Origin of the sequence: Clostridium porci (assembly GCF_009696375.1) — a bacterium.
Taxonomy (GTDB): Bacteria; Bacillota; Clostridia; order Lachnospirales; family Lachnospiraceae; genus Enterocloster; species Enterocloster porci.
Genome location: NZ_VUMD01000028.1, coordinates 1 through 24,638 on the forward strand (window position 1 = coordinate 1; position 24,638 = coordinate 24,638).

The 24,638-nt window shown below is 41.9% G+C and carries 28 protein-coding genes and 1 pseudogene; 4 read left to right on the forward strand and 25 right to left on the reverse strand.

All coding sequences use genetic code 11. From position 1 onward, the window contains the following. The 23 genes and pseudogenes from FYJ39_RS18945 to FYJ39_RS19055 form a co-directional block, all read right to left on the reverse strand. Nucleotides 1-487: antirestriction protein ArdA (locus FYJ39_RS18945; protein ID WP_154471135.1), on the reverse strand; the 487-nt coding region annotated here is incomplete at its 3' end. 17 nt (nt 488-504) lie between these two features. Next, nucleotides 505-1,008 (reverse strand): antirestriction protein ArdA, encoded by a 504-nt coding sequence (locus tag FYJ39_RS18950; RefSeq protein ID WP_154473917.1) that lies wholly within the window; start codon nt 1,006-1,008, stop codon nt 505-507. Continuing rightward, a complete protein-coding gene (locus FYJ39_RS18955) occupies nt 927-1,223 on the reverse strand; it encodes a hypothetical protein (protein ID WP_003423044.1) in 297 nt (98 codons plus the stop codon). Before FYJ39_RS18955 ends, FYJ39_RS18950 begins: the two co-directional genes overlap by 82 nt. Nucleotides 1,224-1,307: 84 nt before the next feature. Beyond that, a complete protein-coding gene (locus FYJ39_RS18960; RefSeq protein WP_003423043.1) occupies nt 1,308-2,084 on the reverse strand; it encodes a helix-turn-helix domain-containing protein in 777 nt (258 codons plus the stop codon). Nucleotides 2,085-2,287: 203 nt separating this feature from the next. Further along, nucleotides 2,288-2,509: a hypothetical protein gene (locus tag FYJ39_RS18965; RefSeq protein WP_002323342.1), complete on the reverse strand. Its 222-nt coding sequence runs from the start codon at nt 2,507-2,509 to the stop codon at nt 2,288-2,290. Further along, nucleotides 2,510-2,623, reverse strand: a pseudogene (locus FYJ39_RS18970) (DUF3789 domain-containing protein); the annotation flags it as partial. A 33-nt stretch (nt 2,624-2,656) separates the two neighbouring features. Then, nucleotides 2,657-3,853 carry a MobT family relaxase gene (gene mobT / locus FYJ39_RS18975; RefSeq protein WP_003423038.1) on the reverse strand — a complete coding sequence of 399 codons (1,197 nt, stop codon included), beginning with the start codon at nt 3,851-3,853 and terminating at the stop codon, nt 2,657-2,659. A gap of 183 nt (nt 3,854-4,036) precedes the next feature. After that, on the reverse strand, nt 4,037-5,431 hold the full coding sequence (locus FYJ39_RS18980) for an FtsK/SpoIIIE domain-containing protein (RefSeq protein WP_003423037.1): 1,395 nt from the start codon (nt 5,429-5,431) through the stop codon (nt 4,037-4,039). Between the two features lie 100 nt (nt 5,432-5,531). Beyond that, nucleotides 5,532-5,858 (reverse strand): hypothetical protein, encoded by a 327-nt coding sequence (locus tag FYJ39_RS18985; protein ID WP_003423033.1) that lies wholly within the window; start codon nt 5,856-5,858, stop codon nt 5,532-5,534. 15 nt (nt 5,859-5,873) lie between these two features. After that, nucleotides 5,874-6,281, reverse strand: a complete 408-nt coding sequence (locus FYJ39_RS18990; RefSeq protein WP_003423032.1) for a helix-turn-helix domain-containing protein — start codon at nt 6,279-6,281, stop codon at nt 5,874-5,876. 167 nt (nt 6,282-6,448) lie between these two features. Further along, nucleotides 6,449-6,832 carry a YdcP family protein gene (locus tag FYJ39_RS18995; RefSeq protein ID WP_003423022.1) on the reverse strand — a complete coding sequence of 128 codons (384 nt, stop codon included), beginning with the start codon at nt 6,830-6,832 and terminating at the stop codon, nt 6,449-6,451. Nucleotides 6,833-6,847: 15 nt separating this feature from the next. Then, nucleotides 6,848-7,174 (reverse strand): YdcP family protein, encoded by a 327-nt coding sequence (locus tag FYJ39_RS19000; RefSeq protein WP_003417601.1) that lies wholly within the window; start codon nt 7,172-7,174, stop codon nt 6,848-6,850. Further along, nucleotides 7,122-7,394, reverse strand: coding sequence for a hypothetical protein (locus FYJ39_RS19005; protein ID WP_009269673.1), 273 nt, complete (start codon nt 7,392-7,394; stop codon nt 7,122-7,124). The genes FYJ39_RS19000 and FYJ39_RS19005 overlap by 53 nt, the downstream gene beginning before the upstream one ends. A 12-nt stretch (nt 7,395-7,406) precedes the next feature. After that, nucleotides 7,407-10,451: an SrtB-anchored collagen-binding adhesin gene (locus FYJ39_RS19010; protein WP_021401955.1), complete on the reverse strand. Its 3,045-nt coding sequence runs from the start codon at nt 10,449-10,451 to the stop codon at nt 7,407-7,409. A gap of 542 nt (nt 10,452-10,993) precedes the next feature. Then, entirely contained in the window at nt 10,994-12,385 is a 1,392-nt protein-coding gene (locus FYJ39_RS19015) for a site-specific integrase (RefSeq protein ID WP_181975132.1), read from the reverse strand. 24 nt (nt 12,386-12,409) lie between these two features. Further along, nucleotides 12,410-12,616 carry a helix-turn-helix domain-containing protein gene (locus FYJ39_RS19020; RefSeq protein ID WP_105310303.1) on the reverse strand — a complete coding sequence of 69 codons (207 nt, stop codon included), beginning with the start codon at nt 12,614-12,616 and terminating at the stop codon, nt 12,410-12,412. 491 nt (nt 12,617-13,107) lie between these two features. Next, nucleotides 13,108-13,350, reverse strand: coding sequence for a helix-turn-helix domain-containing protein (locus FYJ39_RS19025; protein WP_154473918.1), 243 nt, complete (start codon nt 13,348-13,350; stop codon nt 13,108-13,110). Next, the gene (locus tag FYJ39_RS19030) at nt 13,335-13,769 is read right to left on the reverse strand and encodes an RNA polymerase sigma factor (RefSeq protein WP_118035166.1); all 435 of its coding nucleotides are present in this window, start codon (nt 13,767-13,769) and stop codon (nt 13,335-13,337) included. Before FYJ39_RS19030 ends, FYJ39_RS19025 begins: the two co-directional genes overlap by 16 nt. A 428-nt stretch (nt 13,770-14,197) precedes the next feature. Then, nucleotides 14,198-15,478, reverse strand: a complete 1,281-nt coding sequence (locus FYJ39_RS19035; RefSeq protein ID WP_235919895.1) for an MFS transporter — start codon at nt 15,476-15,478, stop codon at nt 14,198-14,200. A 1-nt stretch (nt 15,479) separates the two neighbouring features. After that, nucleotides 15,480-16,325: a GNAT family N-acetyltransferase gene (locus tag FYJ39_RS19040; protein ID WP_154473919.1), complete on the reverse strand. Its 846-nt coding sequence runs from the start codon at nt 16,323-16,325 to the stop codon at nt 15,480-15,482. Nucleotides 16,326-16,456: 131 nt separating this feature from the next. After that, nucleotides 16,457-17,329, reverse strand: coding sequence for an SPL family radical SAM protein (locus FYJ39_RS19045; protein ID WP_154473920.1), 873 nt, complete (start codon nt 17,327-17,329; stop codon nt 16,457-16,459). A gap of 21 nt (nt 17,330-17,350) precedes the next feature. Beyond that, nucleotides 17,351-17,956: a GyrI-like domain-containing protein gene (locus FYJ39_RS19050; protein ID WP_154473921.1), complete on the reverse strand. Its 606-nt coding sequence runs from the start codon at nt 17,954-17,956 to the stop codon at nt 17,351-17,353. Between the two features lie 52 nt (nt 17,957-18,008). Further along, the gene (locus FYJ39_RS19055) at nt 18,009-18,911 is read right to left on the reverse strand and encodes a helix-turn-helix transcriptional regulator (RefSeq protein ID WP_154473922.1); all 903 of its coding nucleotides are present in this window, start codon (nt 18,909-18,911) and stop codon (nt 18,009-18,011) included. Between the two features lie 152 nt (nt 18,912-19,063). Between FYJ39_RS19055 and FYJ39_RS19060 the strand changes: the two genes are divergently transcribed. The 4 genes from FYJ39_RS19060 to FYJ39_RS19075 all read left to right on the forward strand — a co-directional run bounded on the left by FYJ39_RS19060 (nt 19,064) and on the right by FYJ39_RS19075 (nt 22,250). Further along, nucleotides 19,064-19,417, forward strand: a complete 354-nt coding sequence (locus FYJ39_RS19060; protein WP_154473923.1) for a helix-turn-helix domain-containing protein — start codon at nt 19,064-19,066, stop codon at nt 19,415-19,417. 246 nt (nt 19,418-19,663) lie between these two features. Then, a complete protein-coding gene (locus FYJ39_RS19065) occupies nt 19,664-19,993 on the forward strand; it encodes a plasmid mobilization protein (protein WP_154473924.1) in 330 nt (109 codons plus the stop codon). After that, nucleotides 19,954-21,297, forward strand: coding sequence for a relaxase/mobilization nuclease domain-containing protein (locus tag FYJ39_RS19070; RefSeq protein WP_154473925.1), 1,344 nt, complete (start codon nt 19,954-19,956; stop codon nt 21,295-21,297). Before FYJ39_RS19065 ends, FYJ39_RS19070 begins: the two co-directional genes overlap by 40 nt. A gap of 113 nt (nt 21,298-21,410) precedes the next feature. After that, complete coding sequence (locus FYJ39_RS19075; protein WP_154473926.1) at nt 21,411-22,250, forward strand: hypothetical protein; 840 nt, start codon at nt 21,411-21,413, stop codon at nt 22,248-22,250. Here FYJ39_RS19075 and FYJ39_RS19080 read toward each other — a convergent pair. Next, the gene (locus FYJ39_RS19080) at nt 22,247-22,420 is read right to left on the reverse strand and encodes a hypothetical protein (RefSeq protein ID WP_154473927.1); all 174 of its coding nucleotides are present in this window, start codon (nt 22,418-22,420) and stop codon (nt 22,247-22,249) included. The two genes, FYJ39_RS19075 and FYJ39_RS19080, sit on opposite strands and share 4 nt — an antisense overlap. 394 nt (nt 22,421-22,814) lie before the next feature. Then, a complete protein-coding gene (locus FYJ39_RS19085) occupies nt 22,815-24,632 on the reverse strand; it encodes an antirestriction protein ArdA (RefSeq protein WP_154473928.1) in 1,818 nt (605 codons plus the stop codon). Between the last annotated feature and the right edge of the window lie 6 nt (nt 24,633-24,638).

A 24,638-nucleotide genomic window follows, 5' to 3' on the forward strand; every position in this document is an offset into this window, starting at 1 on the left:
ACATACCTCGGCTTGTTTCAATGAAGCAACCGCCCATATCCAAATCTCGCCCGTAGGCTTCATAGTCAATGTAATTCTGTAAGCTGGGTGGAATATCCCCAAGTGCCTGCAATTCGTCTATGTAGTAATAGGCAACATCTGTCATGGTTTCACAGTCGGGATAATAATAAATATCGTCCTTGTGTTCCACGACTTCTTCCAGCGTCCCGTAGTGACTGATAAATTCGTCCAGACACTCTACGATATAGTCGGGAAGTTCCTCTATCATTTCATACATCTCATTGAGTTCTTCAATGGAAACATACTCGCCAATCGCAATGGGGAAGTTGTCGGTATCATGGATAGCGTATTCCTCATACTGTTCATTCAAGCCGATTTTTTCTTTTACATCTTCCTCGTCAATGGGGAACGTGAACCAAGCACCGACTAAATAACCCTCATTGTATTTACCGAGATTAGCAATGTAAACCGCCATATCATCTATCATAAGCACCACCTCATTTCCTACTCTGGTAGTTCAAAGATACCGTGTTCCGTTACTAAGAATTTCCCGTGTTCCTGCAAGTGAGAAGCGTAGGCTTCAAAGTCAAAGTAGTATTCTTGACAGTCCTCGGATAAATGTTTGAACGTCGGGTCATTCATCAGCTTTTGCCTTGCAACATCTATCATGCTTTTGCAGTCGGGATAAACCGTAATCACGTTCCTGCAAATATAAAGTGCTTCTAAATTCTCAAACACCGTAAGTAGTGATACATATTCTTCCTGCATATCGCTTGAAAGCTGGCGGTACATAAACTCTAATTCGTTAAGCTGGTACACGCTTGTATGTTCGTGGACTTCATCAGCATAAGGCAACACCTTTTCGATAATGCGGTACGCCGTGCTTTCTGCACCGACACCTAACTTTTCTTCAAACTCGGCAACATCTATCGGCAGGTCGAACCAGTATGATGTTGTTTCTTCGCCAGTTGTTTCTCTCGTTTCCACCAGCACCCTTGTTTCCTGCATTGTTCTTCACGTCCTTTCTGTTGTTTCATCACATCTTTTAAGGTCTGGTACGGCATACCAAACACAAACTTTGAAAAATCTTCTAATTGTCTTTCTTCATAATCGGCAGGGCTCAGCCGTTTCATTTCACGCCACACCTTACGCTTGTAAGAGGGCAGGTCAGAAATGTATTCACAGCCGACTTTTGCCTGCATATCCTTAAAAATATCGTTCATGTAATCACTCCAATCTGAAATTTTGGTATGAAAAAAGCAGTCAATCATAAGACTAACTGCTTTGTGTGAATATTAAATTATAGCTTATCCTAATCTCTTTTTAATCTTTCTTTTTAGTTTGAAAAAGAAACTCGTTGAATATTGCTCGTTTTTCACTAATAGTTCATAGGTTTCCATAACATTGATTGTATATACAAAACCCAACATTCCAACAGCAAGACCGAAAAATGCAAAGGAATGATATTCTGTCCATGAAATATAGCCTTTCACAGTAAATAGAAAGAAAATTAGTCCTGCTATAAAGAGAACAGTACAAGGAACAGCAACTATTACATATTTTTTCTTTTTTGAAGTGTATTCGCTTTTCAATTCTTTTAGATATTCATAATCAAGTAGTAAAGGTTCTTGCCTTAAAATGTTGTATTCTTGTTTTTCATAAAAAATTGCTACGACAAAAAATATAATTCCTGCCACAAAGCAAAATGCCATACCTAAATAACGCCAAGTCATATTATCTAAAAACAAGGTATATGGTATTCCAGCAAAAATGCAAAGCATAACCCCTAAAGCAAGATAAAGTCCTAATTTTTTCTGATTAGCGATAAACCCTACCGACATTTCCTTGCTTACATAATATCCTCGTTCTTCACTATTCTTTACATTCTTTTCGTCTTTCAAAAGATAATCCGTAGATACTTCAAAAATGTTTGATAATTGTAAAAGCTTTTCTGTTTCTGGAAACCCTTGATTGTTTTCCCATTTACTAATTGCCTGCCTAGTAGTGCCTATTTGTTCAGCTAGTGCTTCTTGCGATATTCCTTTTTCTTTTCTTAACTTGAAGATTTTTTCTCCTAAACTCATTGTGTGATACCTCCTATGATTTGATGAATAAATTTTATCAAGCCATAATGTTATATTCTATATTTTTTGAAATGCACATTAGCAACTTCAAGTTGCAACCTTGTATAATATACAAAATTCATAGATTTTTCTGGTAAGTACAGCGTTTTATGTAATACAACATTCAAATTATAACATTCGCATATCAGTACCACAATAAAATTTTATGCACCGATAATCTTATTGAACAGCTCTAACAATACATCTTTCACACCGCCAGCATTGAATACCAAACCGACAGCAATCAAGGCAACTACCAAGAAGCCGATAAGTTTGGAAAACTCACGCTTGAACCCTAAGTAGATACCGATAACCACAATCGCCATAAGCACTAAGCTCTGTGCGTTACTTAAAAACCATTGATACAAATTTTGTCCGAAATTCATTTAATTGTCCTCGCTTTCTTCTAATTGTTTCATTTTATAGTCAGCTTCTTTGCCGACATTCAAAATACACATCAAGACTATGCCGATACCCATTCCCATAGATACCAGCAGGAAGTCTTTTAATAATACCCACATTTTTCATCACTCCTAAATTTCTACTAAATCTTTTGCAGGGGTCGTCTGCTGTTTGATTATCATTTCATGCTTTTCTGTGAGCTTTGCCTGCTGTTCGATTGTCTCCATGTAATCTGTACCGTTTCCCTTATCAATCTTTTTCAGCATTTTCAAGGTCGGTGCTACCTGCCTTTGTACCCAACGCAATGTACGATCTAAGGTATAAGGTTCTGGCTTTGTCGTCAGTTTCAGACTTTGCCGATTATCGCCGATAAACCAAGCCCAGCGGTCATTGAGTTTCCAGTCATTTTTCCGCTTGTCTGGTTCTTCATCAACAAACCGTACATACTGATTGATGATAGAAAAGGCGGTCTGCTCTGCGTCGTAATACGTCAGCAAATCCCGTACTGCATAATAGGCACGTTCATTTCTAAGCCGTATCTCAAAACGGTTGATAATATCGGCTTCTTCCAGAGGTGTCCCTAACTTGACATACTGCTCATAGTCCTTTTCATAGATACAGAAATATACATCAGATTTCAGCGAACCAAGATAAAGGGTACGTCCCATATATTCTCTGTCGTCCTCGCTGTGCTTGATAAGCTCGCCCGACTGGTAAAACTTATAACTTCTGGACTTTCCGATATATTCCCGTTTTCTGCATTTTTCCGCAAGCTCTGGAATATCCAAAATGCCCGTATGGTCGTTGATAGCAAGGTCGATACGCTTCATCACGCCACCGTCTATGAGTGCGTCCATGAGAAAGTCATACCAGCTTCTTTGCTGTGCCAGCAGGTAACTCTCAAACTGTCGGCAACCACGCCCCTTTAACTCTAAAAGGACACCTTTTTCTTCGTCAGCCGACGTATAGATAAAGATGTCCCCTAAAGAATAATGCTCCGTATAACTGTAATGTCCGTAATCTTCATGGAGCATATAGTTGATATTCAGTTTTAATATATCTTTGATGATGTGCTGTATATCCAGCGTGGGAAAACGAATTTTCACATAATCAAACAGCATGGTAAGCGGTGCTTCTGGATTGAACCTTGCCAGTTCTTTATGCAGAGTTTCCAGAAGTTCCTTTGACGGCTTCATTTTTCCGCTTTCTATCTTGTTGAGATATTCCCTTGTGATACCAGAAGCCACCGCCAGCCTGCCTTGTGAGATACCGTAAGCAATCCGTTTCTCCCGTAATTCTTTTATCCATTGTTCTTCATTCAGAACCATACCCCCAATCTGTCAAGTGTGAAGTTTTTTAAGGCGACTTCACAGCCGATTTTTACTGGGAAATCATGCCAGAAGCCTTATGTTTCCTATGTTTTTCGTCTATTGTCTATTTGCAAACGTACCCCTCTGTTAGATACCGAGGGGTTTTACCTGCTGGCGTGGCTTACGCCACACCAGCAACGGCTAGTCCGTGCCGTCGCCTTTCGCTTCGCACGTCGCCGTCCCGTCCTGCCTTGCTTGTGCAAGAGAGCCGATAGTCTGCAAAAAGTCATGTCCTTTCGGGACTAAAGGCGTGTAAAATTCGCTGATAACGCTTGTTCCCACATCACAATAGCCACGCCCCTTGATACGCTTCTGGAAAAACTGCTTTTTCACATCTGAACCAAACAGCATACCGTAACCTAATTCGCTGATACGCCCAAGTCCCACGCGGAAATTGAAGTTATCTCTGATACCGTCCGAGAAATACTTTGCGTCTGGACGCTGGCAGGCAACGATAAGGAAATATCCTGCTTGCCGTCCTAACATAACGATTTTCTTTAACTGGCTAAGTAAGCCCACGCTTTCTTTTGTCCCCAGCATTTCAAAAAACGCCACATATTCATCAAAGATAAGAAAGCAGGGTGGCAGTCCCAGATAAGCGTAGTTTTCGCCCGTCTTATAGTTCGGGTGTCGCTTCATTTCCTCACTTCGCTGTACCATACCCTCATAAAAGGCATTGACGCAATCAATCATTTTTTCTTTGGTGTGATACACATTTTCCATAACTGTCCCTAAGTCTGCTAAGTCCGCATTTTTCGGGTCTAAGATGTAAAGGACAGCGTTGGTATGCAGTAAGGCTTCAATGAGCGTCAGCAGAAAATAGGTTTTACCGCCACCAGTCCCACCAGCAATCAGAGCGTGAGGGAGTGCGTCATATTCCCAGACAAGATTTTTCATCAATTTAAGACAGCCATTTTCTGCCCGTACTTCATCAATAGTAATGCGGTTCGCTATCATATCATAAAGCAGGGTATATTCGATATAACCGTCATGTAAGGTCTTGTCGGTCAGCTCACAATATAATCCACTTTCCAATTTATCCTCTAACCGTAAAAGCTGGTCTTGATATTTTCCCAGCGTAATTTCACAGCGGATATGAAGCAGTCCCTTTTCCATTTGATAATAAATCTTTGGAAACCAGACGATTTTTTCCCTTGATCTGCTTTGCAGGTCAGTAAAAAAACCGCTGTCTTGTACGGTATCGGCTTCATACCACTTATTTTCCAGTATCATTCTCGCCAGCTTTTGACGGTGCAGGAGCTTCTTGAAACTGTCGTAACAGAAGCGGTAATACAGAAAAGCGACCAATGCACAAACACCAGTCGCTATCAGTATGGTTATGAAGTTGTAAGGGGAAAGCGTCAAGCCGTTCTCTAACAAGCTGAAATGCTCCCAGTCGGTACGCATGAGCTGTTTGATATTCAGTAGCAGGAGAACCGCCACGAATAAAAACAGAAGCGTCCCTATGGAAAAATGGTAGACAAGGTGCTTGTCGCTGGCTCTGATACGGTGTCCTCTATTCCAAATCTTACGCATAAATCATTCACTCCTTTCTGGGTACGAAAAAAGCAGTCAATCATATAGACTAACTGCTTTGTAAATGTTGCAAGATATAATCATAAATCTGCATTTTTAGTTATATTAAGGTCGCACATATAATGCCAATTACACCAATAGCCAAAAATAACAGTCCAATACCTGCTGATTTTTTACGTTTTTCTAATTCTTTTGAGTTGCTTTCACTCATATTTACAATAGGGTATTTTCTTCTTCCGATTAGATACATAAGCAAACCACTTGAATTATTCCCACTCATTGTAAATACTCCCCAAAATTTAGGGTGCTTTAATCCTCTGGCTGTTGCGTCTATAACAGTCATATGATAAATCTGAAACACAACACAAAACGCTCCTACAAGTGCAACTGCTCCACAAATTACCGCTAAAACTATGTTCAAATTCATAACAAAATATCCTCCTTAAAATTTTTTGATTATCTGGTAAAGTAATGCTGATGAAGTGATAACCATAAGACAAAATATTCCAACTAAGAAATAACGGTTATCTGGTATAAACATATTTAATGCTATCAGCAATGCTACGACAATGATATTTACAATAATTGCCCATATCATTTTTTGGTTGCTTTTTACAACATTTGTACTTTCTTCTAAATGTTCAATCATTTTTTCATCACCCTTTAGCAATTCGTCAAGACTTATAGAATATAGGTTGCTCAACTCTATTACATTGATAATGTCTGGGTAAGATTTTTCATTTTCCCAGTTTGAAATTGTCTGCCTTGATACATTGATTTTTTCTGCAACATTTTCTTGTGTCATTCCAGACTGTACTCGTGCATTTTTAAGTTTCTTACCTATTTCCATATTCCGATTGCTCCTTTCGGTGTCATTGTCATATATTAACCCTCAAATGTCTATCCAATATCTTCGACAAATCCTTTTTTTCCTTGTCAAAATTATTTTACATAGCTTAAATACGGCTCTTTTGGCTCATTATACTGTAATTTCAGAGTATAATCTATGACCTAGATTTATTTTTTCGTCTGTCCCTGCGGTACATGGTTCTGTGGATTGCCTGCGTTCTGATTGCCTTTATTCTTCAACACAATATCCTCTGCCTTTACATACCAGTCCACATCTGCACCACCAAACGTCTTTCTTGATACCGTATCGGCTACGGGATTGACAAGCTCTACAACTGCATTGTACGGAAATTCCCTTAACGGCACTTCTGGCGGTACGGACACGGGGATAATTCCACCATGCAGACTACATTTCAAGTCATAGATACGCTTTTTAAGCTGGGTACTCGGTGTCCCGTCCTCATTCTGCATAAACACATCACGCACCGCTGTAAATTTTAATTCGCCAAATGTTTTCTCTTTGTCAATAACAAACCCGTTTGATAATCTCATAAATTCTTCACTCCTTTACTTTTCTTCAACTGCTACAATATCATCAGCAACTAATACATAATCGGTATGTCCCATATCCCCGATTGCGTAACCTCTGCCGTACAACTTCGGATTGACAAGTTTTACTTTCTGTTCATACTTGAACTTCTTTTCGCCAGCCTGCACGGGAATTTCCACTACAACATTTTCGCCTTTCTGTACGTCAGAATAAAGGTTATAGCTTCGTCTGGCTAAGACCCTGCGGTTATTTTTATCTCTTTCAAAGATAGGCTCGCTTTCTCCTGCAAATTCAAGAGTTCCAAAAGACTGTGCCATATCTGGCACGACATATTTCATTTCCATAATGTTTTACCTCGTTTCTTTCTATTTTGATAAATTGATTGTAATTTCTTATTCTGGCGGTTTGGGAAGTACCAGCAATCCCCCAGATAGTAAAGGGTAAAATCAATGCTTCGCACCCTTGACTATCCGTGTTCTTGCAGGTTGGTGGCAGACAAGCCAGAATAAGCAAAAGTCTGCCGTTTGACAGCTTCGGCGGAGAGCGTGATTTTTCTTTCATCATACCGTTACCGCCTTATGATTTCTTCATTTTACGGCGTTTGTAAAGATATGTTCCAGCCAGTCCACCAGCAGACGCAAGCAACATCACAAGAAATGCCATTACATTTGTACTGTCGCCCGTTTTGGGACTGTCGCTCGGTCTGCTCGGCTTTTCTGGTATCTGTGGTGTTTCGGGTTTCTCTGGTTCTTCTGGCTTTTCCTTAAAGGTAATCGTCTGTCCCTTATCCTCAATATCCTTATGCTCGGTAACTTTCTTCGGCTCGTCTGGATTGCTTAAATCGTACAATTCTTCAAAAGTTACAAGCTGTTTACCGTCAAGAGAAGTAGCGTCAAACGTAAAAGCAACTTCCACTTTCATAGTTTCGCTGTCAGCAGTAAACGTATAATCATTTTCCACACATTTTCCATTGATAAGAAGTTCTGCATTTTCTTCTTTCAACATCTGCCAGCCCACAAGTTTGTACTGTGTACCAACTTCTAAGCCCTCTAAGGTTACGGTATCAATGATTGTAACGTTTTTTCCAGCTTCAAGCTCTTTGTTGCCGTCCTTATTCGTAGCAGTCGTATGAATTTTGATGATACGCTCTGTGATTAAAACGGTCTGCCCGTCGTCCTCAATGTCTTTGTGTTCCGCAACTTTCACGGGTTCGTCTGGATTGCTCAAATCATACAATTCTTCAAAGGTAACAAGGTTCTTGCCACCTAAAGCAGACGCATTGAATGTATAGGCAATTTCCACTTTCATTTCTTCCTCATCAGCGACAAAGGTATAATCATTTTCTGCACGTTTCCCGTCAATGATAAGCTCGGCGTTTTCCTCTTTTAACATCTGCCAGCCTTTGAGCTGATATTTTGTGCCTTTTGTAAGTCCGTCTAATTTGACAGTATCAACAATCGTAATCTCTTTTCCTGCAAGGATAGTCTTTTCGCCGTCCTTGCTGGTCGCTGTGGTATGGATAGAGATTTCTTTTTCGTATTCATCAGTCAGCGTTCCTAAATCAATCAAAAGATTATTTCTTGATACCACGATTTCAAAAGGTGGGATAAGTTCAAAGCCTTTGTTGCTTTCAGAGCGTAATTCCTCAATGACGTAAGTATCGTAAGGTAACGCACCTTTGCTGTCGTCTGGTTCAGAAGTTCCAAACCACACACCGTCCTCGCTGGTCTTGCCTGCGTTGGTATTGTGCTTATGAGAAGCCCAGTCAGCAGAAGTGGAGAACTGCCCGTTATTGTCAGTTACCACGATATGACTTTCTCCTGTCGTCTTGCTTGTGATCCTAAAGGGAACATCAGCAAGACGCTTGTGTGTGCCTGCACCGATTTTTACGCCCTCAATATCTCCACGCTTAATCTGATTATAGATAGAATGGGCTTTGTCGGTTAAGTCCACGATTTTTCCATTTTCTGTGATTGTAAAATCAATCGGCTTTGCACCGTCAGTTAAGTAACCGTCGGGAGCTTCACTCTCAACAATACGGAATTTTCCATAAGGTAAGAGGTCAGCAGAAGTAGAAGCGACACCCTCAATATCGGTACGAATTGTCTTTACCACTTCATTTTTCTTGTATAGCTTGCCCTCAACCAAAACAGAATTATCATTTAAGGAAATGATGTCAAAAGCAGTATCTTTCAAGGTTGCACTTCCTTGTGGCTTCATATCGCCCGTTTCTAAATCTCGCTTCTGAATTTTCACACCGCCACGGATAACCTTGTCTGATACGGAAAACTGGTTACTTCCAGATAATACGGCAAGGTCGTCGTCCTCGGTAATCTGTGTTACATATAAGCCCTTTATCTGTTCGGACTTATCGCCAGCCTGCATATATGCACCCTCTAACAAGTAGCCGTTTGGAGCTTTTGTTTCTTCTATGGTTAGTGTCCCAAGTGGAAGAACGGCTTTTCCGTCTTGCATATAGAAGCTGTCGCCAGACACCTTGTATGCGTCCGCTAATTTTGTGATGTAATGAGTTGTCCCGTAGCTGTCTGTTTCAGCGATTGTCTTTGTAACCCATGTTCGAGTAGCTTCGGCAGGGAGATTGTCTTTGTTATAGAAGCCAGCATAATACTTCCATGTAAATTCCGCACCTGCTAAAGAAGCGTTCCCTTGCGGATTGTCTTTCTTTGTTTCCATATCTATCTTGAAAAGCTCAATCAAAGTGTCCGTTACTTTTGGCGTATCAGATACGTTCAAAGTCGCCGTCTTTCCAGCTTCAATCTTTAAGGAATATACAGTTTTATCTACTTTATATCCTGCTGGTGCGGATAATTCCTTGATATAGACTGTGCCTGCTTTTACCTCTGCAACATCTGTATTTCCGTTTTCATCAGTCGTAAGGGTGGCAAGCTGTTTCGTGCAGTCCTTATCAGTAAAGACACCATAGGTCGCACCAGCGATTGAGTAATTCCCGTTACCGTCTGTAATGCTGGCATTACTGGAAGTCTTTTTAAGTTTCGCATTTCCAACATTCAGCTTCGCCCAGAATTGCCCCAATTCCTGCCCCTCGCCAGAGTAGATATAACCGCCACATTCATAGCGTCCTTTATTTTCTTTGACAAAGGTTCTTGCACCAGAGAAAACTTCGTCCTGCGTTGCCTTTGGAATTTCATCATAAGAAGCTCGCACGTTATCGCATTGCCAGCCAAGATGTACGCTCAATCTCTGCCAGACTACACATTGTTCCAACAGATAGACTTGCTTGTAGTTCAGTTCCTTGTGAGCTTCGCCATACTGTTTGACATACTCTAAGGATAACGCCACATCTGAAATCTGGTTGGCATTCATGCGTGAGCTTGCGTCAGCTCTGGTCTTGTAGCCATTCCTAAAATCTGTGTTAATGTCGATACAATAGGCTGTTTTGCCCTCAACTTTCATCATGCCCTCATTGAATGTCGAGCCGATAGAACCGTCATTCATTACTTTTTCAATGATACCGACACGCTCTGCACTTTCTGTCCAGTATTGCTTACTTTCTGCATGAACGGGTGTAGTCGGTAAAGCAGTAACGATAGTTGCAAGAGCTAAGAAGCCCGTACACAATCGTTTCAATGTCTTTTTCATAAATTTTAATACTCCTTTCATTTTTGGTATAAAAATAGACGCTCATTTCTGAACGTCTATAACATACGAGTATCTTGATTTCTAGTGATAAATGATTTATAGTTTGTTTGTAATGTTTTCTGATAAATTAAAGCTTTAAATTAGCCTTTGTTGCTAACAACCTGCTAACACTCTACGGTGTATGAGGGTACACCAGAGAGTATCAACAATTAAACATAACAAGCACTTATGCTTTAATTTACGGCATTAAACGCTCCCAAGAGGATAATCGAACTTCTAGCTACCACGGTTCGCAGAGAACTCCTAAGCGTGGGGTCGGAGGTTCAAATCCTCTCATGGACGCCAGCAAACAACGCTGCAAGCCTTTATTCATAAGGGTTTGCAGCTTTTTTTGTTCAGCCGCAAACTTTTGTTGAAATCATCTACCAGGGTTGGAAGGTTACTTTTTTTGTTTATGCGTTACAATGAATTTTTTGCTAATTGGAAACGAACCAAAACGGAGAGCTTGCTAAGAAAAATGGACTTCTTGCTAATTTGAGATTTTAGCCTGCCTTTTGAGCGGTAAGCAATGCTGCCAGGGTGCTTGCAAGCTCCGGAGATTTTTGAAGCTGTTCTACCAATGCTGCCAGGTCTAAGGTTTGTGCCTGAGGCTGTTCCGGCTCCTGGGGAGGTTTTACATTCCGCAGATCAGGATTAGCATAAAAGGCACTCTCAAACTTCTGGGCATTGATCTTACGGTCCTCGTCAAGGATGTGGGCGTACACTTTTGTAATCATATCAATTTCCGCATGGCCCGTGTCTCCCTGGGTGGCTTTCAGATCGCCGTGGTTGAGTTTCAGCTTATAAGTAGTGCTGGAATGTCTGAGAGAGTGGAACACCACATTAGGCAATCCGGCTTTTTCTTTCAACAGAGAAAATTCTTTCTCAATAATCCGGTTCTCACATGGTCTGCCATTAGGCAGAGCGACCACTAAATCATAATCCTGGTATTCCTCACCGAGGAAGCTCTTTAGCTCATCCTGTGCTTTTTTCCATTCACGGAGGATATAAGCAACGGTTTTAGGCAGCCAGACTTTTCTCTCACTTGATTGTGTTTTCGGTTTCTTCAAGATCAGCCGGGTGCTGGTATTAGGCATAAGCGGAGTGAAGATATGGAAAATATCTTTTTCTCCTATCATTTCAATGGCCTGTTTAGAAGCCCTTATCAGTTCTGCCTCAATGTAAACATAGGCATTATCCGCCGCTATGTTTTCATCCTCAATGTGAACATTCTTCCAGGTCAGACCAAGAATTTCTCCCATCCGCAAAGAACACGCAAAAGCAAGGTTCATGGCAACATACAATTTGCTGTCAGTACACTGGTCCAGAGCGATACGGATGGTATCGGCGTCCCAGATGTCACGCTTTTTGTACTCTGTTTTCGGTAATACGGTGTTCTCAAAGGGATTTTTTGCAATCAGTTCCCAGCGGACAGCCTGCTTAAAGGCACACCGGAGAAGTTTGATAATCTTCTCAATGTTCTGATTGGAAATAAACTCTGTTTTCGGTTTTCGGTTCCTCTTACAAACAGGAGGGGTCTTTTGGAGAGTCTGAATGTATTTGTCTACCACACGGGGAGTAATTGCCTGAACCTCCATATCACCGATGATCGGATTGATGTAGTTGGCAATCAGGGCGGTTTGGCTGTCATACATGGACACGCCCCATTGCTTTGCCCCATAGGTGGAAACAAAATCATACAGGAAATCAGATACTTTCTGATTGTTGGGAGGAAGAAAAGTACCGGTGTTGATCTGGTTCTCAACCTCCGCTTTCCGTTTCAGAGCCTCTTTATGGGTATGCCAGGTTTCCCACTTCTGTTTCGTTTCTCCATTTTCGTCTATGTAGTTGTAAACAACAGAATATGCTTTTTTTCGTTTGATGATGGATGCCATTATCGATCTTCCTTTCTTTGTCCGTTAGAACGCCTGAGCGTCTAACCATTCGTCAAATGATTTTTTGGAAATTCGTATGGCATTACCAACCCGAACGGTTTTGAAATGTCCCTCTTTCACAAGGTTGTATGCAGAAGTACGGCCGATGTTCAACATCACGGCTATATCTTCAACCTTGTAAGTTCTCTGTTCGGGGACATTGCCAGGTGTACGATTTTCGGCCTGGTTCATAATGTCCTCCTTTCAGCAGCCGATTAATCATACAAAACATAACTTCTATCATCATTATGCCGCGCTTTATATGAATTGTCAGCTGCTAATAAAAAGTTTTCGATTTATCCATATTGAAAAGGACAAAACAGACGGCTATTGGCATGGCTCCACGGGAATTTCACCCCCGCATGGTTCTCATCCGGCCCTACCCATTGCTTGCGACGCTATTAACGCTCGAACTGATGGCTGTAAGGGAGTATCATTGTCCTCTTTGGGTATCATAGCCCACAGCCTGCCAAAGCTGTTTCGTGGCATGGTATTGATCGCTCGCTTAAAAAGGTCATGGCGTACCTGCCAGATGGCTCCACCTAAAGAGAATGTATCTGCCCGTCCTATGCTGTCACGGAGTTATCGTCCGGACTTTCTTTGTCAAGGTGCATTTATGGCTCCGGTCCGGCTCAAATACCAGGCGAGGAAAGAGAGGACAAAACACGCCTGTAATATGTACCTTAGACCGGAAGAACCTTGAAACCTGTTACAATGCTATACAACAGCTTTGCCTCCAGGCGAAGCCTCATATCTTCGTCTACACAGAGGTGTTCGTTGCCGTATTCATCTTTCATAGGTCTCATGGCGAGGAAACGAATATAGCCCTTGTAGTGGTTGAGTACAGCGTTCAAGGCTCTCTCGTCACCCTCTGAGGCTGCCAGGATCACTGGCAGCGGTATGGGTTCTCTTATGTTTCGGGCCATTCAAATCCCTCCTTTTCCAAATACTCGCGTAGTTCTTTTAAGACATTGTTGCGTCGCTTACTGATGGTAGATCGGGCTGCATTTAGTTGTTGACTGATTTCAAGGTCGGTCATTCCCAGAAAATAAGATAGCAGAATAACATCTCGCTTATCTTCCGGTAACTGTGCCAATGCAGCCGCTAACAGTTCGCCCACAACAACCGTCTCTCTGCCAAGCACTTCAAAGATATATTCATCCTGAAAATACCTGTCATAGGAGGCGGCTTTCGTCAGTTCATCCTGTGTCATATCATCCAGAGATTTTTCCCGATCACGCTGCTTTGCATATTCATTGAGAATACGGTTAGCTTCGTTCTTCAAAACTCTGGTACAAAATCCACCAAACTGATTTTGAACACGCTGCTCATAGGAGTCTTTCATTTTCTCACCTCCTTTCGCAACCAGCAAAAGTGGGTGATGGACTTCCTCCCTTTCGCAGGGGTAATCACGGAAACCGCAATTTGGCTACCTTGAAAGAGAAAAAATTTGAAAAGTTTCTGTGAGAAGCTGAATACAGTCCAAAACGCAGAAAAGCCCGACTGCATAATGCAGCCGGGCAAAACAAAAACTGTTATATGATGATGTGTGTGTTCATCCTTATGGCCGTAATGATCTAATTTATCAGTTGGGCTTTTTTTGACAAGTTAGAAGGATGAAAAGCAAATAAGGACATGGTGATACCTCCTGGATACCGCCGTGTCCTTAAAAATGGGTGACTTTAATACACCCTCTGTATTCTCATTTTTGAAAAAGAAAACAGCGGCTTTGATTGTTATTTCAAAACCGCCGTAAGGCTACTTGTATTTTGTTTAGGCGCACAGATACCCAGCCGCCAAAACAACGGTTTTTTTATTATCCCGTTGGGCGGTTGTTTCCATTTGGATTGCTTTGAGTTCTCGGTTAAAATAAGTGACACCCGAAATTATAATAAGCGCAATACCTGATCCAATCATAATCCACTGTAAAGGAAGAATATCCGCTAATGGGCCAAACATAGCCATACCAATCGGCAAAAAGCCGGAGTACATTGTTCCGAGTAATCCAAAGACACGCCCTTGCATAGATGTGTCTGTTTTTTCTTGCAGCATAGTGGTAATTGCTGTTTGCACCATCGTCAATGCAACTCCGTAAAATACCATCAAGCTAAGATAGAGAATAAAATTCTGTGAGAGGCCCATTCCGATTGCAAAAGAACCAAACGCCAAAAGTCCGACTGATAGAGTTTTCCCCCGACTCTTAAATCCTCCCCAGGTGCTCATAACAACTCCGCCTGCCATCATGCCTGCAAACCCGACTACTTCTACCGCGGTAAGATACCAGTAAGTATCACCGAATACCCGGCGGACAAGCAGTCCTGCAAGATAACCTGCTGGAACACAAAAGAAAGTGAACAGCCCATAAATGATTAAAAGTTTCCCGATCAGCTTGTCTGAAAAAGCATATTTGATGCCAATTTTCATGTCAGATAAGACACTTGCTTTCCGGGTGGAAGTATTCTGTTTCGGAAGTACCAGACAGGACAATAGGAGCGTTCCCAAGATCGCTGTTACAATGTCTATCATAAGCGTTGTTTGTAATGTACTGATTGCAAAAACTGCGCCTGCCGCCGCCGGAGCCGCAAAATTGACAATAGACTGCATGGTTGCATTGATGCCGTTGTACCGCATAAGCTGATCTTCCGGAACAAGTTGTGGGATAACAGCATTGACTGCTGGAGTTTGTATTCCTGCTCCTAAAGATCGAATGACCGACATAACAAGCAAGCCGCCAAGCAGAGTAGGCTCCGATGAAAGATGTGGAATTGCCAATACCATTATGAAAGTGGCAAATGCAATCAGCATATCTGCGCCTATAATCAATTTTTTCCTATGGTATCGGTCTGCCCATACGCCGCCTACAAACGAAATGAGAAATTGCGGCAGATAGGAACAGACTGTAAATGCGGCAACCCACGCCCCGCTGGATGTTTGCATGGTCGCATACCAAACAAGTGCCATCTGAACAAGTGTAGAGCCAAAAAGTGTAATACATTGACTGGTCAAGAAAAGAAGTATTCTTTTCTGCCAGCCGGTGTGCTGTGTGTCATCCATTTTACATATCCTCCTGTTTTTTAGGAGGGAGCACAAAGCGTTGTGTAGGGTAACCAAACTCTGTCAGCAATTCTTTTTCAGCAAAGCCAAGTTGTAATAACATATCCCGGTGGCCTGTATCTGCTTTGTCCTGCTTTCGATAGGTTGTTGTGCTTATTTCTTTCCCCGGCAGATATATTTCCAACAAAGTATCCAGAAATAATCTTTGAAGTCCACGATTACGATATTGCGGATGCACTCCAAGAAATTCTATACTGCCTGGAGAATAGATAAATGCCATTGCTCCAATGAGAATATTTCTATCTCTTAACACAAGCGCACGCTTTTCATCAATACTTTCTTCCAGTTTAGCCAAGTAATCATCTTCATCCATCACAGGATACCCATCAATAACGAGCCGCATTAAATTCATCCAATCGGAAATATCTTCTTTTTTAGCTAAACGAATATCCTGCATTGTAAATTCCATAGCCGCCATTTTCTGATGTAGGGTAAAGCGTAATTGCAAAGGGTAAAAACTCCGTTTTTCACGGTACTCTGCGGGTGGTGATTTATACATAGCCTTAAAAGCCAATGAAAAAGACTGCTGGCTCTCATATCCGCAGATAAAAGCAATTTCGATAATAGGCTTATCCGAAAAGATCAGGAGCTTTGCCGCCTCTGTAAGCTGTCGGCGTTGCACATAATCATGGATTGTCATTCCTACGGTGTCGGTAAATAGTCGGTGCAAATAATATTTTGAATAGTGAACAGCCTCCGCAACCGTTTCTAATTCCAGTTTGCCGTCAAGATGACTTTCGATGTAGTCAATAACTGCCTCTATGCTGATGACTGATTGATTGCCCATTTGTGTTCCCTCCTTTCCATTGAACATAATAACAAAGTGGATAAATAATGTTTTAATAATTCTTGCGTGTTTTGAAAGTAGTTCTGAAACAACGGTTTTTTATTTACCGTTGGGCGGCTATTGTTTGAAAGTTAATCAAACAGATTTAATTGGACAGGGTTATTCTTTTCTTCAAAGTTGTATAGATACTCAAATATTTTTGAGTTGTCGTGCATAATACCTCTGTCCTCACATACTTGATGAAATAATTTCATAAGTTCATTGTGTTTTGGACTGCTTAGTTGATATTGCATACCATAAGTACGAATGTATTTTTCTTTCATGTGCGGGAACAATCGGTCTAACTGGTTATAAAAATACTCTCTGTTTCCCTCACGAAGCGTTAAACCCATTCCGAAGCAAATCACGCCGTAAACTTTTGCCTCAATGCAATATTGTAAAATTCCTCTGATGTTTTCTTCTGTATCATTGATAAAAGGAAGAATAGGACAAAGCCAAACGACAGTGGGAATGCCTACTTCATTCAGCTTTTTCAGAACTTCAAACCGTTCTTTTGTTGTACTTACATTTGGCTCAATTTTTTTGCACAAGTTTTCATCGTAGGTGGTTAGCGTCATTTGCACAACACATTTTGTTTTATCATTGATAGACTTCAATAGGTCTAAATCTCGTAATACCCGGTTAGATTTAGTTATCAGTGTGAAACCAAACCCATATTGATCAGCTAACGCCAATGCCTTACGAACATTCCCAATCTTGCTTTCAAGCGGGATATATGGGTCTGTCATAGAGCCTGTACCTAACATACATTTTTTTCGTTTTCGTTTAAGGGAATTTTCTAACAGTTCAATAGCATTTGCCTTAATTTCAATGTCCTCAAAATCGTGTTCGATATGATAGCATTTACTGCGTGAGTCGCAGTATATACAACCGTGCGAGCAACCACGATATAAATTCATTCCATTTTGGGCTGATAAGATACTTTTCGCATTTACATAGTGCATAACTATATCCTCGCCTCAAAATCATTTTACCGCATAGCGTAAAATGGTTTTGAGTTTGCTTTTTTCTACCAGGTTAGCATTGTTCAAGTAAATTTCTCTATGGTAGCTTTTTGTGCGTTCCAGATTATTTGATAACATAAATTGCTCCATTTTCTCAAAGGAAATAGGTTCATCATCAAATGTGCCGATATGCAATATCTCAACACACTTTCCGTCCTGCATTGTGTCAAAACTAATTTCATCCAATAGAGGATTGGATTTCTTTAATTTTACTCGTTCCAACGCAGCTTTTACCATATCTTTACAAATAAACTCCGGCTGCCGTATCATAATGGTATATTCTAAATTTTCTTTGACAAGTTCTGTTTCTTCGATGTTCTGCCAAATTCCCTCTAAAGGAAAAACTGTAAAATCGTCAAACTCATTTTGTGTGGCCGCAGCCTTATATGCCATTTTAATTGCATACGCCAAAGAGTACAGGGCTGAAACACGATTTGAAAAATCACTATCGTTCGGATTGCCTTTTCCGCTTATCATAATATAATTTTGCACCGGGACAGTTACTAATGTCGGAGATTTTTTCGCTCCGTAAAATTCTTTCTCTTGCCTTTTCCATTCATATTTCATAAAATCGCCTCCTTACAATGATAGAATAGCACAGGTAACTTGACAACCTATGTCACGTTATATATTTTTCCAACATAAGAGTTAATTTTTCTTTCATGCTCTCCCGCAAATAATCAGGTTCTAAAATTTCAACATTGTCCCCAAAAGAAAGTATATAACTAAACAGAGTTTCATTATCCGGCAAGTCAATATTCACATATAAATTTCCTTGATTATCTTTCGATATATTGTCAGTAAATTCATCATAAACACGAAATGCAGCTTTTGGAGAAAATCTCAATTTTGCAGGGATAAAATTATTATGCTTAATTACCGTTTCTATTTCTGGGATATTCTTTACTTCATGTTTGAATGTGTCTGATAAAATTTTCAATTCTTTTATACGGGTTAGCTTAAAAAAGCGAAAGTCATTTCTCAAAAGACAAAATCCATATAGATACCAGTCCTTATTTTTGAAAATCAATTTTATAGGTTCAACAGTACGATTTGAGTAATTTCCCTCTCGTGCAAAATAAGAAAAAGTAATTATGTATTGATTGAAGATCGCATTTTTAATGAGGTTGAACACGTCATAGTTAGGTGTGTTTTTATACCATTCTGAAAAATCAACTTCAATCCAATTTGTAACTTTAGATTGAAAAAGCCCACCTAATTTCATAAGCAATTCGTCTGTTTGGTTATGCTCTGTGATAGAGATACCTTGCAACGCCATTAAAATTTGTTCTTTTTCCTGTTCCGATAATATGGACTTATTTAACACGAAATCCTGCATAATGAATATGCCACCGCCTTTTCCTTGTGTAGTATAAATCGGAATACCAGCGGCACTAATCGCATCCAAATCCCGGTATATTGTCCTTATTGAAACTTCAAATTTTTCAGCTAATTCTGGGGCGGTTGATTTTCCTTTTTCCAATAAGTGATACACTATCTTGAATAATCTGCTCTGTTCCATGTAATTTCCCTCCCAACTATATTATACCGCATAAACTTGACAAGTAAATGGCATGTTTTGGATTTTATGCTCTATTTCAGTCAATACTATGATATGTATACTCATATCTTAGAAGAAAGGTGAACGGTAAAATGTAGTTGGGTGAAGTAAGCATGAAACGAACAACAGAAATTTACGATTTTAAGGCGTTCGGTGCCGCTATCAAGGCCGCACGAAAAGCCAAAGGAATATCAAGAAACCAGTTAGCGGATAAGATGGGGATTGCCCCACGGTATATTGCGTCCATAGAAAACAGCGGGCAACATCCAAGCCTGCAAATCTTCTATGAGCTGGTGACATTTTTAGAGGTCTCCGTCGATCAGTTCTTCTTCCCGGACAAGGAAGTGGATAAGTCTACCCAGCGTCGGCAGCTTGACAGCCTGCTGGATGAGATGGGAAGTAAGGAACTAACGATCATTACCGCCACGGCCAAAGGCATACAGGAGGCAAACCAGGAGGAAGAATAACCCTCCGGCACAACAAAACAGAAGTATAGAAACACTATGGGAAATCTGCTCTCATAGTGTTTTTTCTTGCCTTTTTGGGTAGCCAAATCGAGGTTTTGAGGGTTACACAAGTACGAAAGACTAAAGAACAGCAAGCACAGCAAACGAGTACCCGTTTGCGATTTTTCCATTTTTCAGGTCCCTTGCCCGAAAATGAAAAATGCTTGTTGGGATAATCCCAAACCCTTAGAAGAACGGAGGAAACCGATGGCGAACCGAAAGAGAAATATCCAGATGAAATTCTGGGTGACAGCCGAGGAAAAAGGGCTGATAGATGAAAAGATGAAGCAGCTCCCTACACAGCGGTATGGGGCGTATCTTCGGAAGATGGCGATTGACGGATACATCATCTACACCGACACCACGGACATAAAGGAGATGAACAAAATCCTGTCAGCCATCAGCCGGAACATCAACCAGATTGCAAAGCGGCTCAATGTGGGAGGTCCCGCCTATGTGGCGGACATTCAGGAGATTAGGGAAAGGCAGGATGAGATATGGCAGTTACAAAGACACATCCTATCAAAACAACGCTGAACAAGACCATAGCCTATATCTGCAATCCGGGGAAAACAGATGATACCCTCCTGGTATCTTCCTTTGGGTGTTCTGCAGAAACCGCCGACATAGAATTTTCCTGGACCCGCCGCCATGCCATAGACAAGGGCACAAACCTGGGCCGCCACCTGATACAGGCATTTTCTCCTGGGGAGGTCACGCCGGAACAGGCCCATGAGATCGGCATGAAGCTGGCAAAGGAAGTGCTGGGCGGCAAGTATGAATTTGTCCTCACGACCCACATAGACAAGGGGCATATTCATAATCACATCATTTTTAACTCTGTCAGTTTTGTGGATTATCGGAAGTACCACTCCAACAAGCGGAGCTATCATTTCATCCGCCGCACCAGCGACCGACTATGCAAGGAATATGGTCTGTCCGTGATCGTGCCGGGGCAGGACAAAGGAAAGAGCTACATTGAGCATACCGCCGAGAAAACGGGAACCAGCTATAAAGCGAAATTGAAAACAGCCATTGACCGGCTCATTCCCCAGGTATCCGATTTTGAGGAACTGCTGAAAAGGCTGGAGACAGAGGGATACGAGATCAAGCGGGGCAAGTACATTTCCTGCAGAGCCACGGGACAGGAACGGTTTACCCGTCTGAAAACTCTGGGCGTAGATTACACGGAGGAAGCCGTTATCTCCAGAATTGCCGGAGCTCCCCGTCCGTCTAAGCAGCCGAAGTTAGGCGATCAGAAGATTAGTCTGCTCATTGACATACAGAATAATCTCAAAGCCCAGGAAAGTGCCGGGTACGCACACTGGGCGAAGATCAACAATCTAAAGGAGGCTGCCCGCACATTCAATTTCCTTACGGAACACGGCATTACCCACTATGAGCAGTTACAGGGTAAGGTTGATGAAGTGATGGCTGAGCAGGACCGACTCCTGTCCTCCATTAAGGTAAAGGAACAGAGGATAGGTGAGATCGGTCTGCTGATAAAGCATGTCTCCACCTATCGGGAAAACAGACCAATCTATGAGCGGTACAGGAAATCTTCCGACAAGGAGAAATTTCTGCGAGGGCAGGAAAGCCAGATCATCCTCTTTGAGAGTGCTGCCAAAGCCCTCAAACAGATAGGTGTTCAAAAGCTGCCGGATGTTGCTGCCTTGAAAAAAGAGATGGACTTCCTCACCACAGAGAAACAGCAGGAGTATGGGGACTATCAGAAGATCAGGACCGAGGCCAGGGAACTGGATACCATCAAGCGGAATGTGGACCAGCTCTTATCTGCTCCGCAAAAGGAAGAACGGGAGAAGAACAAGGAACGAGGGTGAGCGTTCATTGAAACACAGAAACATACATGATATAATTTACAAAGGAAAATTTTTCAGGTGGGGTACAAATTGTATCCCACCTGAAGAACAGAGCAGATGTCGGAGGAAAAAAGATGCAGATAGGTTCTAATACATATAAATTGATATTACTTGATACAAATGCTATTAGAGAAATTGTGATGAATGTTAACTTGTCAGGGAAAGGATTTTTAGAAAAATTTTTTAATGAGCAACAAAATAAATATGCACCTTGTTTTTCAATTTATAATGTAATCGAACTTATGCCCTATCAAGATATTTATGAGAAGTTTTTAGAATTTTTCTCAATCATTCCTTGCCTTATGATATTTCCAGTTAAAAGTATATTTCAAAAGGAAGTCGAGTGTTACTTTACAGAACAGAGCTTTATAATTGATAATCAAATTGCCAATGCTTTTACACCGTATGTTTCTAAAGATAATTATAATTGCAAAAAATTTTTTGTGAAATTGGCAGAGCAGCCAGTTTTAATGAATAATATTGCTTTGGAAGTAAAACAATTTCCTGCTATAGCTAAGGCATGGGAAGATAAAAGAAAAAGTACAGAAATTATGTTAAAGGCTCAACACTTGCCATTGAACATGATTGATGAAAAATTTTATAGGGCTCACGAAAGAGAAACCATTATAAAGGATTTAATGAATTTTGGTATTGTAGTACCAGAAGATATTGATATTTCACAGCTGCCAGCCTCAAGAGTGATGGAATATTCTCAATTTGTCCGCATTTTTCAAACTCAAAAAAGTCTTAAAGCAAATGATGTAATGGATATTCAGATTAGCTCTATTATACCTTATGTAGATGCGGTAATAACAGAAAACTTTCAAGCAGATGTTTATAGAAAAGCAAAAAGGATAATATCTCAAATGAAAGGACTCGAAATATATACATTGAAAGATATTAGACTTAATTAGAATTGCACCGTGGAAATGTGCATAACAGACCATTCCACCGATGGAAAACGGCGTTTGCAGCACATGGAAAAGCCGGGACTTTCCCACATCCTGCAAACGCTGTTTCCCACAGTTCCATGATACGGCCAGTTATACACATTCCCACAGCGCCTGCGACTGCGGACATCCATCCTTTCTTTCCTGCCTGGATAAAAGAGAATAAGAGCATAAAAAATAAGGAGTACAGCCACCACCACGCAAGCGGTAACTGTACTCCTGTTTTTGTGTCTGGAAAAGTGGCGAAAATCGACACTTTTTCCTATCCTTTTGAGCCATAGAGAGGCAGAGGACAAATCCTATTACCTATGTATTTCAAGCCCCTTAGAGGCGAAGAAATCCCCTGTTTTCAACCCTTTTCCTGCCTCTTTTTTGTCCTATCTGTCTGGTAGAAAGGACAGGTAACAATTCCAGCCCGGAAACTCTGCTTGCAGCTATGGATACATTTTCTGCAGATTTTGTTGTACTGCCGCCTACCGTTTTCCCCAAGAAAGAAGCTCCATTCCTGTTTCCATTTTTTACTTCGGCTCATAGTTCCGGTCCGTCCTTTCCGGGCTTGCCGATCTCCGGGGGCTTTCGCTCGGCACATTCCTTTTTGGCCTGGGAGAGCTGCCCCAGGACAGAGGGCTTATCCATTCCCGGCTCCTTGTCCTTTGCCCGTTCCCCGTTGTTGATGATACCGTCGATCATACCATAATCGTCCTCTACCTGGACCTCCGCATTTTTCAGATGGTTCTCTGGGTCTGTCAGCATAAGCAGAAAATTCTCCCGATCATCCACGGTCAGATTAGGGAGGGTTTTTACCAGATCGACTACCGCCGCCTGGACAAGAGGGCTATCCTTAAAGTGTTCTATCAGGCAGAGGGTGTCCAGATCAAGACGGTTTCCCTGTACCAGGGGATACTCCATACCGCTGTACATGCTGCCATCCTCCAGGGTGAAGCCGATACCTTTTATGCCGTGAAGCCGGTCTGCCGGGATTGCCTGGTATGTGGTGACTGCCTCCTGCAGGGTCAGGTTGTTATGGTATTCTCCTAAAGAGGGAAACTCCATACACTCCGCTGTATAAAAGGTGATCTGCCCCATATCCAGCTCCGCCTTTTCTGGTTGCTGTTCCAAAAACTCCGGTACCTCCTTGTATCCAAAGCGGTCACAGAAATGGGCGGTCTCTTTTCCATATTCCTGCAGGACTACCACATCCGATACAGAAAGGCTATGCCCCCGGAAGTTATCCGGGCGGTGGATGTTCAGATCAGTATAAATGCTTTCCAGGTTCTCCCCAGGGGTGAGCGGGGCAGCGTAGACCGCCTCATAGTTGGCCCGGTCAATGGAAAGCCCGGCAGCCGCCAGATACTCGCTGCCCTCAAAGCGATATGGGTGAAGTTCTTCCCCCTCTTTTAGCTGGTACACGGTGTAGGTGCTGATACCATATTCCTTTTCATAATCGGTAAGCCGCCCGATCAATGGAGCAGTTTCCTCCCTAAGGTCCATTTCACGGCTCATATTAAGAAGCTCGGTTTTGATAAGGGAAGTGTTCCCGTCAAGGAGGGCGTCAGCGATCGCCTCCCTCTGTACCTGCTCTTTGGGGAACGCCTGCTCATAATCGGCGCTATATCCCCGGAAATGTAAATCCAGATCGAGGGCAAGTTCCGTCGATACATCCAGGCGATCAAAGTCAGGTTCCAGTTCCTCCACATCCTCCGGGGAGACCATCACACGGTATTCCTCCGGGATGTTCTCGCGGTCTCCGTCATAATATTCCTCAAAGCGGCTCTGATTGTCATACACATAACCGTAATCGGTGAAAGCTCCCGTGTCTCCCAGGGCAATATCACGCCCGTATGCCTCATAGTCGATATAGTTCTGCAGGTACTCCGGCACCTGCATGGTTCCCAGCTCGTCAATGTAATACCGGCCCAGATCGTCGTAGTCGTCAATGCCGGGGTACACATCATATTTATCCAGATTATCGGTCAGGTTGATCAGGTCTTTTATGCTGCCGGTGTAGTCGCTGATCTCCATGGCGGCCTGGAAGTGTTCATATTCCGACTCGCCCAGTTCTTCCAGTTTGGAAGCCAGGTAGTTGAGCTCATCCAGGTTCTCATATTCCCCTAAGAGGTTATAGAGCCCATCTACATAGCAGTCATAGTCCGTGATGAACCATTCCTCATAGGGATTGCCGAAATCATCCGCAGAACCAATACCAATACGCTCAAATACTTCCTGCAGCTTTTCCGGGGTAGTAGGGAACTTTACCCATTCCCCCACAAGCTCGCCCTCGTTGTACTTTCCCAGGTTTGTGATAAATGCTGCAAACGGAAATTCGCTGTCATGGCTGTATCCCATATAATT